We start from the raw sequence: 16,996 nt of genomic DNA on the forward strand, positions 1-16,996 counted from the left end.
TTTTTAGGTTAGAACTTTAGGTTTACTCCCATTGTAAAGGACTTGGTCAATGGAAAAGCGCCATAATCTTCTCCCGGAGTCAAACTATTGGTAGTAATGCTACTAACCTCAGGGTTATAGCCCATATAGTCTGTAATGGTAAACAAGTTGGTACCGGTGATGTAGAAACGTAGTTTTTGGATCTTGTTGCCGAACAGATTATCGGTCGGCAAAGTGTACCCAAGTGTAACATTTCTCAAACGGATATAGGATCCATCCTCAACTTGGAAAGATGATGGCCTTTGGTTGTTACCGTGGTTACCACTTCCCCTGTCCGCTCTTGGAACCCACCCATTTCCTGGGTCTGAGGCCGATCGCCAACGATCATTGAACGCTGCATATGAGTTAAAGTTGGCCTCTCCGTTCAACAAATGCCTTCCGGTAAGGTTGAGTATCTCATTCCCCTCGACTCCCTGGATCAAGAAACTGAAATCAACTCCCTTAAAGCTAAACTTGTTGTTGATACCCCAAGTGAAATCCGGGAAATAGCTTCCGGTAACCGTTCTATCATCAGGGGTGATCTGCCCATCACCGTCGATATCCTTGAACTTGAAGTCCCCTGGGCCGGGATTGGGAGCTTGGGTATCGACCGGAGCATTATCAATTTCCTCTTGGGTCTGATAAATACCTTCCACAACATAACCGTAGTAGCTGCCTATGGGGTCCCCTACCCTTGTTACGTGGCGGATACCCGCGCTACCTGTGGAATATATGGGCTCATTGCCCTCATTGAGTGCCAGCACTTCATTCTTGTTGGTAGAGAAGTTGATATCCGTATCCCAGCTAAAATCGCCCACAAAGTTTTTGGTGCTCAAAGCAATTTCAAAACCTTTGTTCTGGACCTTGCCAAGATTTCTCAATGTAGTCTCAAAGCCAGATACGGATGAAATGGCCACATTCAGCAAGAGATCCCTAGTTTTGGTATCATAGTAGTCCGCCAACAAGAATATCCTATTATTGAAAAGTCCCAATTCCATACCCACATCCACTTGTTCGGATTTTTCCCAAGTCAAATTGGGATTTGGAATAGTGGATTGGATGATTCCGTTCACCTCGTTGCCTGCCAAGTTATAGTTCTGGGGGGACAATAGACCCACAGCACCATAATTTGGTATTTCAAAGTTTCCTGTTTGTCCCCAACTCATTCTAAGCTTCAGCTCAGATATGGTTTCAGAAGATGCTAGGAAAGACTCCTCGTTCAACCTCCACCCTGCGGAGAAAGAAGGGAAATATCCAGTTTGGTTGTTCTTGCCAAAACGGGAAGATTTATCGGAACGGATAGTTCCAGTAAAGAGGTACTTGTCCTTAAAACTATAGTTGACCCTGAACAGCGAAGAGAGCAAGGACCATTGTTCCTTCACCGATGTTCCGGCATATACCTGTCCGCCGCTAATGGTAGTCACCAGATCATCGGGATAGTTGTTGGCCACAACCCTTTCCAATCTTACATTGTCCTTTTGGGCGGTATATCCCAAAACGGCATCCACATAGTGGTCCCCAATTTCCTTTTTCCAACTCAATGTATTCTCCCACAACCAGTTGGTCTCGGTAGAAGTAGATGCCTGCCCATACGGATTTCCTACAGTGGAGTTACGCAGCAACAATGTATTGGCCCGGTAAAAATCCTGATTGAACAAGTTGATGTAAACACCTCCCAAGGTTTTAAAGCTCAAATCGGGTAGGATATCGTAGGTCAAACCAAGGGTTCCCCTGTTCTGAAATTGGAATATCTGATCCTCCACTCCCTCAATGATCGCCAAGGGATTACTGGCCGTGGTGGTTCCTCCTGCCAAGTGGGATTGGTTGTCCAATTGGTTAATGGTACCGTCAGCATTGTACGGTTTTACCACAGGGGAATGCACTATGGCCGAGTATACAATTCCTGGAGGTGTGGCAAAGTATGGTGAATTTGCCGGTACCCTTTGGTTTTCGGTCACTGTTGGGGCCAATCGTAGATCCAAGTTCAATTTCTCGGTCAATTGGGAGTTGAGGTTCATTAGCACAGAATACCTTTCAAATTTTGATTTTTCTATGATTCCGTTTTGGGAGAAATACCCTGCGGAAGTATAGAAACTTGTCTTGTTCCTGATTGGGGAAGCATACGAGAAGTTATAGCTCTGGACCACTCCTGTCTTAAAGATCAAATCTTGCCAATCCGTATCCGTACCATCCCAATTCACATAAGAGGCGGGCATTTCATAGTTGGTATTCCCACGATCACCTGGTCCAATGGGATCATCGACCGAGGCTCCCGGAATATCCACCAAATAATTGTTGTTCCTGGCATCCCTTGTATAATCTATAAGTTCTGCGGAATTCATCAAATCTATCTTATTGGCAACCGATTGGATACTCACATAAGAATCAAAGGAGAACACACCTTCCTCGGTACTGGACCCTTTTTTGGTCGTGATGAGCAATACTCCGTTGCCACCCCTGGATCCATAGATAGCAGCCGCACTGGCATCTTTCAGCACCTGCATGGATTCGATATCATTGGGGTTAAGGGTTCCCAGTGGATTGATGGTCGGTGGTTGGAACGCCTGTGACTGGTTGGACAAGGAGCCCAATTGACTGGATGAGGTAAGGTTCCTTGAAATTGGTATTCCATCCACAACGAACAATGGGTCATTGCCAGCGGAAATGGAACCTGAACCCCGAATCCTGATATTGGGGGCCGCCCCGGGCTCACCGGAGACTTCCTGTACCTGTACACCAGCTACTTGTCCGATCAGTGCTCCTTCCGGCGTAATTGTTGGGATACTTACAATCGCCTCTGGTTGAATGGACACTACGGACCCTGTTACTTTTGTTTTGGCCAGGGTACCATACCCAACAACAACCACTTCTTCCAAAGCGGCTGCATCGGGCTCCATTCCAACAGTTATGGAAGTTAGACCAACAACACTGACCTCCTTCGGCTTGTAGCCAATATAGGTTACCTGTATAACGGTTGTCCCGGAGGGCAATGACAGTTCAAATTTTCCATCAAAATCTGTAGTAGTTCCCACCGTCGTCCCTTTGGCAATAATGCTTGCCCCAGGTAAAGGGACCCGGTTTTCGTCCACAACTGTCCCTGAAAGCATGGATTGGGGGTCTTGTACCTCTATCTTTTTTTGTGGAATCAATGAAGGAAGGGTGGGCTCGCCAATTTTTTTGATGACAATTTGCCTAGCAACCACTTCATAGCTCAATCCTGAGCCCTTGAGAAGTTGTTTCAAAAAATCCTCAATGCACAAATTCTTGTGGAAAATGGTCACCTTTCGGTTAAGGTCGACCTCCGAGGCTTCATAAAAAAATTTGTATCCGGTGGATTTTGTAATGGTTTCAAAGATGTCACCAACTTGCTTGTTTTCAAAGCTCATGGTGATGACATCGTCTTGTGCACAATTGGTAGCGTTGCCAAAACTGAAAAAAAGCAGCAAGGACAAACAACACAATACATTCCTACTGAGCTTTTTAGCCCAGGCACATATAGTTTGGTTTTTTTTCATGATTAAATAAGTCTAGTCAGTTAGTATTCATTTTTGGTTTTTTTTTATGTTTCACATCATAGGCATTACTGTTTTTCGGGTTCTGTTATCGTTATCGTGTTTCCTTCTTTGGAGTAGCTAAAATGGGTATGGGCCTGTATGGTCCTCAGGATACGGTCCAGGTCCTCCTCATCGAACATCCCGGTGAACCTACGTTCTCCGAGCCTTTCGTGTTTGTTGACAATCTTTATATTGAACTGTCTTTGAAGTCTTTTGATGATTTCCGACATTTCTTCGTTCTCGAAGGACAGTACGCCTTGCGTCCAAGAAATGTATGGGGTCACGTCAACATCCTCAACGACGAATAGTCCCCCACTGCCTTCCCTGCTCGATGCCCTTTGGGAAGGTTTGAGCATCTGTAAATCCCCATATGCGGGCCGATCTGTAGCACCAATCCCAACCGAACCTTCCACAAGCACAACTTCTGATATACTGTCCTCGTCATAGGCCGAAATATTGAATACGGTACCAAAAACTTGGGTGTACATGTTCTTGGTGCCTACGATGAAGGGTTGGTCTGGGTTTTTGGCCACTTCAAAAAATGCCTCTCCCTCCAACTGTACCTCTCTTTTGTCCATTCCTGCAAATGAGGATGGGTATGTAAGTGTGGACCCTGAGTTGAGTCTTACCACCGAACCATCCTGAAGGGTCAGGGAAAGACTTTTTCCAAAAGGCACCCTAAGCACATTTTTCGTGGCATTGGGCCTTGCATTAGTTTCGTCGTTCTGGGACAATACCCCTTTTACCAATGAAACCACTGTTTTTCCGCTTTTGCTCTTGACTGTTGCGTCGCTATCGGGATCAAAATTGATGATTTCCCCATTGTCCAGCTGCAGGGTTATCTGATCGGAATCCAATCGGGGCTCCAAAACTGATGGCGAATTTTTTTGTAGGATAAAATAGGCGGCAGATGCGACAAGTACAACGACTGCGGCAGCATACTTCCAGGCCTTTCTGCCTATGTGCAAGGTGCGGACCTTAACGTTTTCCTTTTTCTTGATGGTTTCCAAGAATTGTTGGAAAGCCTCTTCCGTTTCCCATGAACGGTTTTGATAATTGATAAGAAAGTCAGCCTGCACTAATTTTTTAAAGACCTCTTGGTTGTTCCCTTTCTTGACCCATTCATATAAAATGGTCATTTCTTCAGGGGTCGCCTCTTGGTTGATGTACTTGGTAATAATCCTCCTGATATCGAGTTTGGTCATCGGATATATGTTGTCTCTTTACTAAACAGACGCAGGTTTTTTAAAAAACCCTTACCACATCGTAAAATTTTAACATTTAAAATATAGAGATGGCCCACAAACCCTTAAAAAAGATATGGGTGGTGTATTTCTAAAAATGCAGTCCCAGCCTAGAAAAATATGGAAAGTTGTGCCTTTAGCCGTTTTAGTGCCTTGGCCATATGCACCTCAACTGTTTTTATGGAGATATGAAGTTTCTCTGAAATTTCCTTGTATTTGAGCCCCTCTTTTTTGCTCAGAATGAACACCATTTTGCACTGCTCAGGTAAATTTTCAATTTCTGCCTCTACTTTCTTGAGCCGCTCCTCAAAAAGGGAAGTATCGGTTTCCATTAACCCAAGATAAGCTTCTTGTTTTAAGCTCTCCAAGAGTTGAAATTCCTTTTTTTCTTTTCTTTTGCTGTCCAAAAATAAGTTGTAGGCTATCTTGAAGAGGTATTTTTTGAGGCTGTTCTCCTTGATAAAGAGCTTTTCCCGATTGGACCACAGCTTTATAAAGGCCTGTTGTACAATATCTTCCGACACCCGCATATCCCCGGAAATGGCTGCAATGTAATTGCACAGTTCGCGATGGTATTGCTTGAACAAATGGCCATAGGCTTCCTCTGAGCCCTTTCTTAGCTGCTCAACGAGGTATTTTTCATTATGATAGCCCTTTTGGTCCATTCGATTTTTTAAGCATTGACCGGTTTTGATCTGGGCAAGAATATATATTCTTAAATTCTACGGTCTATCACATATCTTGCTTCTTCCACTTGAACTGTATCCTTGGTAAGATGCCTCCACCTGTACCTGTTGGAGAATTCGTGGGTTTTCCCTTCCACGATATCTGCAGCCATCGGGCCCAATAGCGGGGCCATCTTCAATCCGTGCCCACTTCCTCCTGAACTCACGGACAATCCTTTTATAGCTGGATGGTTATCTATCCAGAAATGCCCATCCAATGTATCCGTGTATAAACACCTACGGGTATATACCAATGGTGCATTTGCCAACCCGGGAAAGGATTCCTTCACAAAAGACCTCATCTCCTCTACCTCTGCATCGGTAACTCGTCTGTCCCCCTTTTCCGGGTCTATCTCGCTGCCATTTGAATGCTTGGCCAGCTTTACGATTCCCTGTTCTTCCAAGTAAGGAAATCCATACCATCCCGTATTGGAAATGTCTGCCGTAAAAACCGGAAAGTTTTCCCCACTGAATTTTTTCGTGTCATTCGGCCTCAACCAAAAAACAGGGTGCCCTGTGGATTTCATATAGGGCTGCAGCTCTGGCACCAATACCGGGGTATGGGGCCCGGCCGCCACCAATATGCGGTCTGCAGCATATTTTTCATTCTCCATTGTCCCTACCCCTTTCACCATATTGGCGTCGGTATCGATCCTGTTCACTGTCTGCCCTTCATGGATGTGTACACCAAGTTCCCTTGCATGTGCCATCAAGGTAGTTAGCGTTAGCGTTGCATTTGCATATCCCCCTATCGGGTTATATATGGCCTCTGAATATGTTTGTGCATTTACCGCAGGAAACCTTTTTTGGATTTCCGATGAGGATAATTGCTCTACCTCATACCCGTTGCGCAACAATTCCCTATAGCTAAACTTTTCAAAGCTTTGCTCCCCACTTTCAATGGATTTTCTGTAGAGCATCAAAAAGCCCACTTCGTGGTAGAGCTCCTTCCCGAAGACATTGTTCCACTCCCGCCAAAGTTGAATGGACCGTTCGGCCATCCTAAAATATTCCCGGTCCGATCCATACTCCATACGAACTGCCTTGGTAACATCTGTCGAAGCTGCCATGTGGTGCGGCAATGTGTCCGGGTTCAACAATCCCACCTTATATTTTCGTTTGGCCAGTTCCACGGCTGCGGTGACACCAAATATTCCTCCACCAATGACTAGGACATCATATTTTTTCACGACTCTTACAATTGGGTTTGAACACTTTAAAACAATACCCATCACAACAGGAAGACACCAGTGATTTCTCTGGTCTGCACCGATTGCAACCCGTTCATTGAACCATATCGCTGAGGTCCCGACATGATTAAATATGCAACAAATTATAAAAAAATCTTTAATTGACATCATTATAATTGGTTTTTACAACAAAGCAATATTAATATTGCTTTTCCATTTTTCATATCGATCTATTTAACTAACTTGCTAATTATGAGCACACAACAAATCAAGGATATTTGCATTTCAAAACTTTCCGGAAAAAGAAAACTGGTCATTCAATTTGCCCTGGACTTTCCGGACAAGGTGGTCCTGATGCGTATGAAAGAATTTGCCGATCATATGGGGGTCAACCCCGCTACCATAGTAAAAGCATGTAAAGCGGTTGGCCTGAATGGTTTTTTTGAATTGAAGGAACTCTTGAAACAAGAAGTGCAACTCACTAGGGTAGATTCTGTATTTACAGGAATGATCCAGGAAGTCAAATCCCAGGGCAATCCCCAAAAAGTGGCCCAAGATGCGATTTTGGGCGACATCATGATGCTACAGAAAACCTATGAGACCATGGAGTTTGATGTCATGGAAAAAATTGCGCGGGCCATAATCGGCTCCAATCACACTTACATCGTCGGGCTGGCACATATTGGCTTGGTCGCCAGATATATGGAACGTATCTGCAGGTCTGCTGTACCCCAAATCCATGCCAGTACCGAATATCATGGTGAACTTTTCTTGAACATGGATCATTTCAGTGAAAAAGATGTGGTGGTGGGTATTTGCTTGGACAAATGTCAGAACCAGACCATTGATGCCCTAAAGTTTGCCAAGGAAAGAAATGCGACCACTGTGGCAATTGTGGACAGTAATCTCTCCCCATTGTTGGAACATAGCGACCTCTCCATTTTGATCAACAGTTCCCATAGTTTTTACTTTGGCGCAATGGTCGGGGCATATAGTGTGGTGAATGCTATTTTTTATAGCATGGCAAATATTCTCAAAGAAGAGACTGTTGCGCGTTTCAAGTTTTTTAGGGACATGTCCGAAAAACAGAACATTTATAAAACCTAGGGGTATCTACATGGAAACAAAATCAATCGAACAATTGGAAAAGGACATATGGGAAGAACCGTCTAAATTCCCAACAGACTTGGTTGGGTGCAAACAACGGCCATAGTATACCACCCTCGCCGGGATAAAGTGAACATAGCGCGCCGGATGAAAGTGAACCACCCTGGCCGGGCCAAAGTGAACCACCCTTAAGATCGATTCTATTTGTGGAACGTCAAAGGCCTTTTTTTGTAAAAAAGGACAATGGCGAACAAGCAGATAGATATGCGAAAAACTAAACAGATATTCAAATTATATACCTCTGGCACCAGCAAACGCCAGATCAGCCTGCAATTGGGTCTCTCCCGCAATACGGTGACCAAGTACATTGAGTTCTTCAAGCGTTACCGCCTCACCGCCTACGAGGTGGAGAAAATGACCCTGGAGGAACTGCACAAGCTCTTCAAAGCGGACCAAAAACCCAAGAGCGAACAACTAAGGACCCTTGAGCAGTACTTCCCATATTTTGACAAAGAACTCCGCAGGACGGGCGTCACGCGACAATTGTTATGGGAGGAGTATTATGCGAAGCACCCCGACGGCTTTAGGCTGTCCCAGTTCAAGTACTGGTATGCCGAATGGCGCAAGGAAGTGTCCCCGGTCATGCACCTGGAACATAAGGCGGGGGACAAATTGTTCATCGATTTTACGGGCAAAAAGCTCACTATTGTGGACAGTAACACCGGAGAGCTCCAGGACCTTGAGGTCTTCGTGTGTATACTGGGCAGCAGCCAGTACACCTATGTGGAGGCCTGCGCAAGCCAAAAACTGGGGGACTTCATTCGCTGTGTGGAGAACGCCCTCCACTTCTACGGTGGGGTACCCAGGGCCCTGGTGCCGGACAACCTCAAGTCGGCAGTTGTCAAGAGCAGTCGCTACGAGCCCAAGGTCAACGAGGCCTTCGCCGACTTTGCGGAGCACTACGAAACGGCCGTGCTGCCCACCAGGACGTACCGGCCAAGGGACAAGGCCATCGTGGAGAATGCTGTGCGGATCATCTACACCAGGGTCTTCGCGCCGCTTCGCAACCAGACCTTCCATAGTATACCCGATTTCAACAAGGCAATGCTCAAGCTTTTGGAAAGCCATAACAAAATGTCCTTCCGGGGAAGGGAATACTCCCGGTACTCGCTCTTCAGGGAAGTGGAATTACAGGAGCTCAGGCCATTGCCCCACAAGCGCTACGAGATAAGATCCTACGCCAAGGGCACGGTACACAAGAACAGCCATATCTATCTGGGAAAGGACAAGCACTACTATAGTGTGTCCTACAGGCATATCGGCAAGCAGGTCAAGATCGTCTTTACGGACAGCTTCGTGGAGATATACCACAAGGATGAACGCCTGGCGGCACATACCAGGCAAAAGAAGAAGTACGGGTATACCACCGTGGCCGAACATATGCCCTCCCACCATCGTTTTGTGAGCGAGTGGAGCAGCGAGAAGTTCATCGCATGGGCAGGGCACATCGGTGAGAACTGCAAAGGTTATATCATAGGGATACTCGACAAGAAGCAACATCCCGAGCAATCCTATAAATCATGCCTGGGCATACTGCACCTGGCCAAAAAAGTGGGCAACGTGCGCCTGGACAATGCCTGTAGGCGGGCATCGGACTACGGGGCGTACAGTTACAACATGGTAGAGCGTATCCTGCAAAAAGGATGGGACACCCTTGAGGAAGATCCACAGGAAAACATCGAAGTACCCGACCACGGGAACATCAGGGGAGGGAACTATTACAAATAACAATCATTAAAACTACGATCACATGAACACCAAAACATTGGAACAGATGAAACAGTTAAGGCTCCACGGAATGCTCAGGGCCTTTACAACAACCATGGAGTCACACGACATTGACTATACCAATGATGAACTGGTGGCCTACCTTATGCAGTCCGAATGGGACGATAGGCAAAACCGGAAGATGGAACGCCTGACCAAGGCCGCAAGGTTCAGGTATAGTGCAGTGATGGAAGCCATCGATTACGGGCCTTCACGTCAATTAGACAAAAACAGGATACAACGCTTTGCCTCCTGTGGGTTTATAGATAAGGGCAAGAACATCCTTATTACGGGAAGCACGGGTGTCGGCAAGAGCTATATGGCATCAGCCCTGGGCCATCAAGCGTGCTGCCAGGGATACAAGGTAATGTACTTCAATGCCGCCAAACTCTTTACCGTACTCAAGACATCCAAGGCCGATGGGTCTTACCTGAAACAAATAAACAGGCTTGAAAAACAGGACCTGCTTATCCTGGACGACTTTGGGCTCAAGCCCCTCGACCATATAAACCGGCACTCCCTTATGGAAATCATCGAGGACAGGCACGGTAAACGATCCACCATAATAGCCTCCCAATTGCCCGTGGAGGCCTGGCACGATATCATCGGGGAAAAGACCCTGGCCGATGCCATTCTGGATCGTTTGGTCCACTCGGCACACAGGATCGACATCAAAGGGGAATCAATGCGTAAAAAAATGAGAAATAAACAGTAATTTTAACCAACAAATGAATCGACTTTAAGCACTTCATTTACCCTGCTCACTTTCATCCGGCGCAGGTGGCTCACTTTGACCGGCTCATCCAATTATACTCATATCGCACGTTTTCCGTGAAAATCCAGATATGATGCATTTCCATATTTTGGTAATCTACGGTATAAGGGCCATAAAATCTCCTGTGAGATCAGTTTTGGTATGTTCCTGGGCATTCTTGCATCCCAACAGTGAAAACAGTAGAAAGACGCTTTTCAATGGCATTGCTTTAACGGACATATTATGATCTGATGGATACAATCTTATTTGGTATGTAGTGCCTATTAAATCATGGTTGGCTTTATCTATAACGTAAAAATAAGCAATTAAGGGGCTAGGCATATTTTGCATTGGGGAATTAGTGGAAATATATCCATCTTATGGATGATTCAGCCCAAAAAATGGGAAGTATTGCTATTGCTAACACATGTGGGGAGTAGTTAATTTCAGCCTGCTGTAAATACCGTCGGGCCAATATATTGAATTTGGCTTCTGGAACTCGGGTCTCGTCCATAAGGTAGTGGAATTCCTCCATTAGCTTGGCCGAGGTATCCCTTTCCATAGTGCCGTATTTGTTCGGGGGGAGGCTTTCAGTGAAGTTCAGTACCAGATAAGTGGGATACCTTCGAAGGTAGGTAATGGAATGGTGCAAAAAATGATTTAAATTCCATATCTTTTTTGTCTTTCTGTAACAACAATAGAAAATCCAACTCTTTACCGTATTATTTAAATGATGTTCAATCCGTGGAACGGAAAATAAGATTCTACAAAACCCAGGACCAGACGCTAAGAAAGTATATGGAGGGGTATTACTTTATCTCAGGGGAGGACAACCACTCCCCTATCCATTTTATAAGCTTTCCCGGCAATTATTTTGTTGCGACGGTCTGTCAAAATGTGGATGTCACCTTTAAAAAAGACCTGATCTCCATCCTACCCGCTTCAACAAAGAATATCGTGGCAGATTTCTATCACAAGAAAACAAACCCTGTCAAAATACGATATGCCCAACCGTTCAATGAGATCACTATCTATTTCAAGCCCCTTGGGATATTACACTTCTTGGAAAACCTGGAAGATTTTGAATTCTTGTCCACCACCAAAAAAATTCCGTTCCCCAAGTATTTGGATGAAATGTCCAAAATATTGCACATGAACGATCATAGCGGTAAAATCCATGCATTGGAAAGCTATTGGCTATCCTTGTTAAAGAACAAAGATCTCGGAATGCTCGAATCCATCCTACATGATATTGAAAAAGGGCTAAAGATAACGGACATTGCCGACCATCGCGGTATTTCCCGTCAATATCTCCATAAACTCCTCCTTAAATATACCGGGAGGTCCCCTTCACAATATCAAAAGATCCATCGGTTCAAAAAAATGGTCGGTGAATACAAAAGAGACCAAAACCTGTCCCATCTTGCCTATGACCATTTGTATTTTGACCAGGCGCACTTCAACAAGCATTTTAAAGCACTGACACACTCGCAACCGGGACGGTTCTTCAGAGACGCCACTATCATGGACAGTGTATTATGGATGTATGGACACTAGTTTACATTCGTACAATTTTTTCAGGATATCGGTCCATACTTTTGAAAAAAATAGCAGATGAAACAGTATTATACCAATTTGGCCTTCCTATTTTCTTTTCTTTTGATTGTCAATATGCTCATTGCACAAGACGGGGAAACAAAACAGCTTGCGGGAAGGCTGGACTCCCTTTACACCGAACTCAACACTTATGGGGAGTTCAACGGGAATGTGTTGATCGCCAAAAAAGGAAAGGAAATCTATTGTAAAAGCTTCGGGGTTTCCGATAAGGAAAACGGAATCCCGCTATCTCCCCGTTCCATTTTCTATTTGGCTTCGGTCTCCAAACAGTTTACGGCAACGGCGGTGGTCTTGTTGGCCAATGAAAAGAAATTGAAATACAGTGATGCCATCACACAATACCTCCCGGAACTGGGTTCCTATCATGGTGTGACCATTGAAAACCTTATACACCATACCTCTGGCCTCCCCGATTATGTTGACCTTTTCAAAAAGGACTGGGACAGTATCGAAACAATCACCAACGAAGAGGTCATCAAACGCCTAGGGGAACAAAGACCCGAGCTACGATTTGTCCCTGGGGAGAAATGGCAGTACAGCAACACGGGGTATCTTTTGTTGGCTTCCATTATTGAACGTGTCTCCAAACAAACCTATGGAGCCTATCTTGACGAGCATATCTTTGGTCCTTTGAACATGGACGACACGAAGGTCCTGTTTGTCCACAAGGATAAGATAAAGGATCCGCAGATAGCCAAGGCCCATTATGACAATCCCGAAGATATGGAATACGTCCAGAAACTCGACGGCACGTATGGACAGGCCAAGATCTATTCCACGGTACGCGATCTTTTGAAATGGGACAGGGCCTTGAAGAATAACCTACTGGTCAGCCAAAAAGACAAGGAATCCATGTTCACCTCATCCCTATTGAACTCAGGGGAGGAGACAGGGTATGGCTTTGGGTGGTACATTGAACAAGAAGAACCCTTTAAGAAAATGGTCAACCATAGCGGTTATTTTCCAGGGTATTTGACTTATTTGGAACAGCACATTGACCATGACATGACCATCATCATACTGCAGAACAACGAGAACAGGACCGGAAAAAAAAGACTGCCGATAGTGGAAACCCGTAATATCCTCTATCATATCCCAAACAAAAACGATGTGAGATTGCCGGAGGCGACATTACAAAAATATGTGGGCGTTTATGTCAACGAAAAAGGAAAGGACATCCCTATTTCCTTAAAGCACCATTCCCTCTGGACCAACAACGGTTTTGATTTGATCCCAGTTTCCGAAACAAAGTTCAAAGTAAACGGTTTTTGGCCTGAAGTGACCTATACATTTATACTGGACGGAAAGGGGGCCGTAGAAGGCTATAGAATGGAACAGCCAGAACAGGGGGTCGATAAGACCCTTGAACGAAAGAGATAGTAAAGCCAATTGTGGTCGCAAGGGGTTTCTGATGAAGATTACGGACAATAATCTGTTTCGATAGGTTTACAAGAACCTTTATACGGAAACGTAGCATTAGCTACGCTGGTCGGCAACCTAAATCGTTAAGATGTTTTGTTCCATCGAATGGTTTCCCCGAAATTGACCACAACACTGTGCTGTCGCCTCATCCCTGGTTTCCGTGAAAATCTGGAACACCTATATCGTTTTGTATTATGCCTGATCAAAGGATAAGCTTATAACCGATTCCCCTGATATTGACTATCCGTACCTCAGGGTCTTTTTTCAATTTCTTCCTTAGATTGGAAATGAATACATCCATGCTCCTTGCCGCAAAGAAATCATCATCGCCCCAAAGTTTTTTGAGAACGAACGACCGTTCAACGACTTCATTGGTAGCCGTTGACAGAAAATAAAGAATTTGGCTTTCGCGATGCGTCAATTCCATAAACGGTTCGTCCATGAACTTCAATGTCTGCTTTTTGAAATCGAAGACATACTTGCCAATTTGGATGGGGTGGTTTTGTGGCTGTCCATGACCGATCAAGTTTCGAATTCTCACAATGAGCTCTTCCATACCAAAGGGTTTTCGGATATAATCATTTCCGCCGACCTTGAACCCTTGGACCGCATCCATGGTCTGGGATTTTGCCGTCAAAAAGATAATGGGGACTTGACGATTTTTTTTTCGGATTTCATGGGCGATCATAAACCCATCCATCTTGGGCATCATCACATCAAGGACCAGTACGTCCGGACGGTCCTCTTGAAAAAGGGGGATCACATCAACCCCATCAACAACCCAACGGACCTCAAAACCCCTGGATTCCAAACTTTCCTTGATGATCTTGCCCAGGGCAGGTTCATCCTCTGCCATCAAAATTTTATAGCGTTTCGTCATGGGGAAGTCTAATTATAAACTTTGTATGTGGCCTTGTCTTGACCTGGATACTGCCTCCATGCTTTTCAAAAATGGCCTTGGAATAGAAAAGACCGATCCCAAAGCCTTTTTTGTCGTGTGTATTCCCAGACGGGACCCTATAGAATTTATCAAATAAATGCTTGGCCTGTGCTGGGGAAATACCCGCACCGGAATCCTCAACCCAAATGCTTGTTCCATGTTTTTCAACAGCGGTTGAAACGCGGATATTTTGTCCACCATAGTTCAAGGCATTTTCAAGAATATTATAGAATGCGTGCTCAAGATGGAAATTATCCCCGCGTACCATGGAAAGGCTCGGTGATGGAAGATAGGAAATATGCTTGGTTGTCCCCTGTTTACGGATCCGTGAAATCAACTCCCCCAGTAGCTTGTGAAGATCGATATCGTTTCGGTCCATCTGTAGTTGCCCGGTCTCCAACGCTGTGGTTTCCAATATCTTTTCCACGGTATGGTTCAAGCGATCAAGCTGCTCCAGAGAAGTGTTTATGTAAGCATTTGCCTTGTTGGGGTCATTTTCCACATTGAAATCCTGAATGCCTTCCAACGCTATTCCAATGATGGATATCGGGGTCTTGAGTTCATGGGTGACCGTATTCATCAGGTCATTCCGCATTTCGGCCAATGCCTTTTGACTCCTAATTACGTGGAGAAGATACAACAGGGCGGAAACCACCACAAAGACCACTATAATGGATATGATAGGGGCCATCCAATTACGGGACAGGATCAGGGATTCCCGGTTACTGAAATAGAACTGGAATGAACTGTCCTTGGGCAACCCTGCCACATTCAACGGAATATTGAAATGCGCTTTGGAGATGATATCCCCATGGAGCTCTTGTCTGTACCCCCTCCCGTTCCGAAAAACAAACCCATAGTCCAACTGGGGCTCGACCTCCTTTATTTCCCTATCGATAAAACCTTTAAGTGGCAGTACATCCAAGGTATCCACCGAAAAGGTAAAAATCATTTTTGAAACCTCGGGCATCGAGCTGTCCCCATAGATCATTTGCGATCCATGAAAGAACCGTTCCAATTGGTCCAGATTGCTTCCCGTTACCTGTATGTTTCCAAGAACAGTGTCCATGCGGTTTCCCTTGGTTCCCTTTACGGTATTGACCGCATTGCCCCCCAATTGCGCCATGCTGTCAATTTTCCCCATAAAATCCCCCGGGTCAACCACCTTTCGGAATATGGAATCAAAAAGGGCATTTTGTATGATCGGCGTCCCATCCGTCGAAGACACCCCGATAATGTTATTATCACCAACATATTGAATATATTTTTCCAATGCTTTGTCCAACTGGGCCTGAACTTCCGAGGCATATCGCTTTTTTTCAAACAGGTAGTTATTGTGGTTCCAATACAGTTGCACACCCAAAACAAGAATGGAAACTGTGAAAATCAACAAAATGATGATATAATGCCTCCGATAAACCATGGCCCTAAAATATGGGAATCGGCCGATCTTTGCCACCAAAATAACACTAGATAACATTCCTTAACCCAAATCCTGCTCTTAAAAGGACAACTTTGGACCCATCAAAAAACATGGATTTATGAAAATTCTTATCACTTTACTTTGGACCCTTTTGGCCATAGGGCTGACAAACGCACAGTCCGACAATACGGAATTGGCGGATATGTACCGCCTTGATCAAAAGGACCGGACATCTGGAACGATAGACTGGGCCAAGCTCACCCATCGGGACAGTTTGCGAAGGGTTCGATTGCGGGAATTGCTCAATGCCGATAAACTTCAAACAGCAAATGACCATTATCATGCCGCTATGATCTTTCAGCACGGTAACGATACCATAGCTTCGGAAATGGCCATTCAAATGATGGAAAAGGCCATACAAAGCGATTCCACCATGAACAAATGGTTGTTGGCCGCAGCGATCGACCGGGACCTGATGCGTAAGGGAAAGCCCCAAATCTATGGCACACAATATATCATGGATGCCAGTACAGGAAACAAGTTCGCACTGTACCAGATCGACACCACCATCATATCGGACCATGTCAGGAGAGCCTATAATGTCAGGACATTGGCGGAGCAACGGGAAGAAGTGGCCCGGTTGAACAAAAAGAAACTGCACACCCTGGTTCCTGAAATGTCCGGTCAAGGCCTGGTCAATTTCATCAAGGCCGAGTTTAAAAAAACAGCTACGTCCTATGACCTATCCGAGATGACGATCAACTCCCTTGGATACCACTATCTGAACAATGGCGACCTGAACATAGCCTTGCAGCTATTTGAACTGAACACTATCCACTATCCCGATTCCGGGAACACTTGGGACAGCTATGGGGAAGCCTTACTTAAGGATGGGCAAAAGTCAAAGGCCAGGGAAGCCTATGGAAAATCCGTACAACTCGACCCCAACAATGAACACGGAAGGAAGGTTCTTGAACAATTGGGGGAGAGAAGGAAACACAATTGACAGAATTATTTCATCATTAAGACATTCTTTTAACTATTCTTCCTAATTGTTTTAGTTTGTCTTCTATATGTGGAAACGCCAGCCATAGCGTACCACCCTCGCCGGATAAAATCGAGCACCGTTAAATCTAAAACCTTATTTTCAAACCATTAATACTAATCATTGGCTG

The 16,996-nt window shown here is 45.0% G+C and carries 12 protein-coding genes; 6 read left to right on the forward strand and 6 right to left on the reverse strand.

Translation table 11 applies throughout. The features are described 5' to 3' along the window. Positions 1-8 precede the first annotated feature (8 nt). The 4 genes from FOT42_RS16520 to FOT42_RS16535 form a co-directional block, all read right to left on the reverse strand. The gene (locus FOT42_RS16520) at positions 9-3,533 is read right to left on the reverse strand and encodes a TonB-dependent receptor (RefSeq protein ID WP_151891627.1); all 3,525 of its coding nucleotides are present in this window, start codon (positions 3,531-3,533) and stop codon (positions 9-11) included. Between the two features lie 65 nt (positions 3,534-3,598). Continuing rightward, a complete protein-coding gene (locus tag FOT42_RS16525; protein ID WP_151891628.1) occupies positions 3,599-4,777 on the reverse strand; it encodes a FecR family protein in 1,179 nt (392 codons plus the stop codon). A gap of 149 nt (positions 4,778-4,926) precedes the next feature. Then, the gene (locus FOT42_RS16530) at positions 4,927-5,481 is read right to left on the reverse strand and encodes an RNA polymerase sigma factor (RefSeq protein WP_151891629.1); all 555 of its coding nucleotides are present in this window, start codon (positions 5,479-5,481) and stop codon (positions 4,927-4,929) included. A gap of 50 nt (positions 5,482-5,531) precedes the next feature. Next, complete coding sequence (locus tag FOT42_RS16535) at positions 5,532-6,731, reverse strand: FAD-dependent oxidoreductase (protein ID WP_192938426.1); 1,200 nt, start codon at positions 6,729-6,731, stop codon at positions 5,532-5,534. A gap of 252 nt (positions 6,732-6,983) precedes the next feature. On the opposite strand from FOT42_RS16535, the gene FOT42_RS16540 reads away from it, so the two are divergent. The 5 genes from FOT42_RS16540 to FOT42_RS16560 all read left to right on the forward strand — a co-directional run bounded on the left by FOT42_RS16540 (position 6,984) and on the right by FOT42_RS16560 (position 13,416). Then, a complete protein-coding gene (locus FOT42_RS16540) occupies positions 6,984-7,838 on the forward strand; it encodes a MurR/RpiR family transcriptional regulator (protein WP_151891631.1) in 855 nt (284 codons plus the stop codon). A 264-nt stretch (positions 7,839-8,102) separates the two neighbouring features. Then, on the forward strand, positions 8,103-9,626 hold the full coding sequence (istA, locus tag FOT42_RS16545; protein WP_226789932.1) for an IS21 family transposase: 1,524 nt from the start codon (positions 8,103-8,105) through the stop codon (positions 9,624-9,626). A 22-nt stretch (positions 9,627-9,648) separates the two neighbouring features. Next, on the forward strand, positions 9,649-10,380 hold the full coding sequence (istB, locus tag FOT42_RS16550; RefSeq protein ID WP_151891633.1) for an IS21-like element helper ATPase IstB: 732 nt from the start codon (positions 9,649-9,651) through the stop codon (positions 10,378-10,380). Positions 10,381-11,163: 783 nt separating this feature from the next. Next, positions 11,164-11,976: a helix-turn-helix domain-containing protein gene (locus FOT42_RS16555; RefSeq protein ID WP_151891634.1), complete on the forward strand. Its 813-nt coding sequence runs from the start codon at positions 11,164-11,166 to the stop codon at positions 11,974-11,976. A 57-nt stretch (positions 11,977-12,033) separates the two neighbouring features. After that, the gene (locus FOT42_RS16560) at positions 12,034-13,416 is read left to right on the forward strand and encodes a serine hydrolase domain-containing protein (RefSeq protein ID WP_151891635.1); all 1,383 of its coding nucleotides are present in this window, start codon (positions 12,034-12,036) and stop codon (positions 13,414-13,416) included. 244 nt (positions 13,417-13,660) lie between these two features. On the opposite strand, the gene FOT42_RS16565 is transcribed toward FOT42_RS16560, so the two are convergent. Next, positions 13,661-14,338, reverse strand: a complete 678-nt coding sequence (locus FOT42_RS16565; RefSeq protein ID WP_151891636.1) for a response regulator transcription factor — start codon at positions 14,336-14,338, stop codon at positions 13,661-13,663. Further along, complete coding sequence (locus FOT42_RS16570) at positions 14,322-15,821, reverse strand: sensor histidine kinase (RefSeq protein ID WP_192938427.1); 1,500 nt, start codon at positions 15,819-15,821, stop codon at positions 14,322-14,324. The genes FOT42_RS16565 and FOT42_RS16570 overlap by 17 nt, the downstream gene beginning before the upstream one ends. Positions 15,822-15,939: 118 nt before the next feature. On the opposite strand from FOT42_RS16570, the gene FOT42_RS16575 reads away from it, so the two are divergent. Then, entirely contained in the window at positions 15,940-16,827 is an 888-nt protein-coding gene (locus FOT42_RS16575; RefSeq protein ID WP_151891638.1) for a tetratricopeptide repeat protein, read from the forward strand. The last annotated feature ends 169 nt before the right edge of the window (positions 16,828-16,996 follow it).

Origin of the sequence: Flagellimonas hadalis (assembly GCF_007785775.2) — a bacterium.
Taxonomy (GTDB): Bacteria; Bacteroidota; Bacteroidia; order Flavobacteriales; family Flavobacteriaceae; genus Flagellimonas; species Flagellimonas hadalis.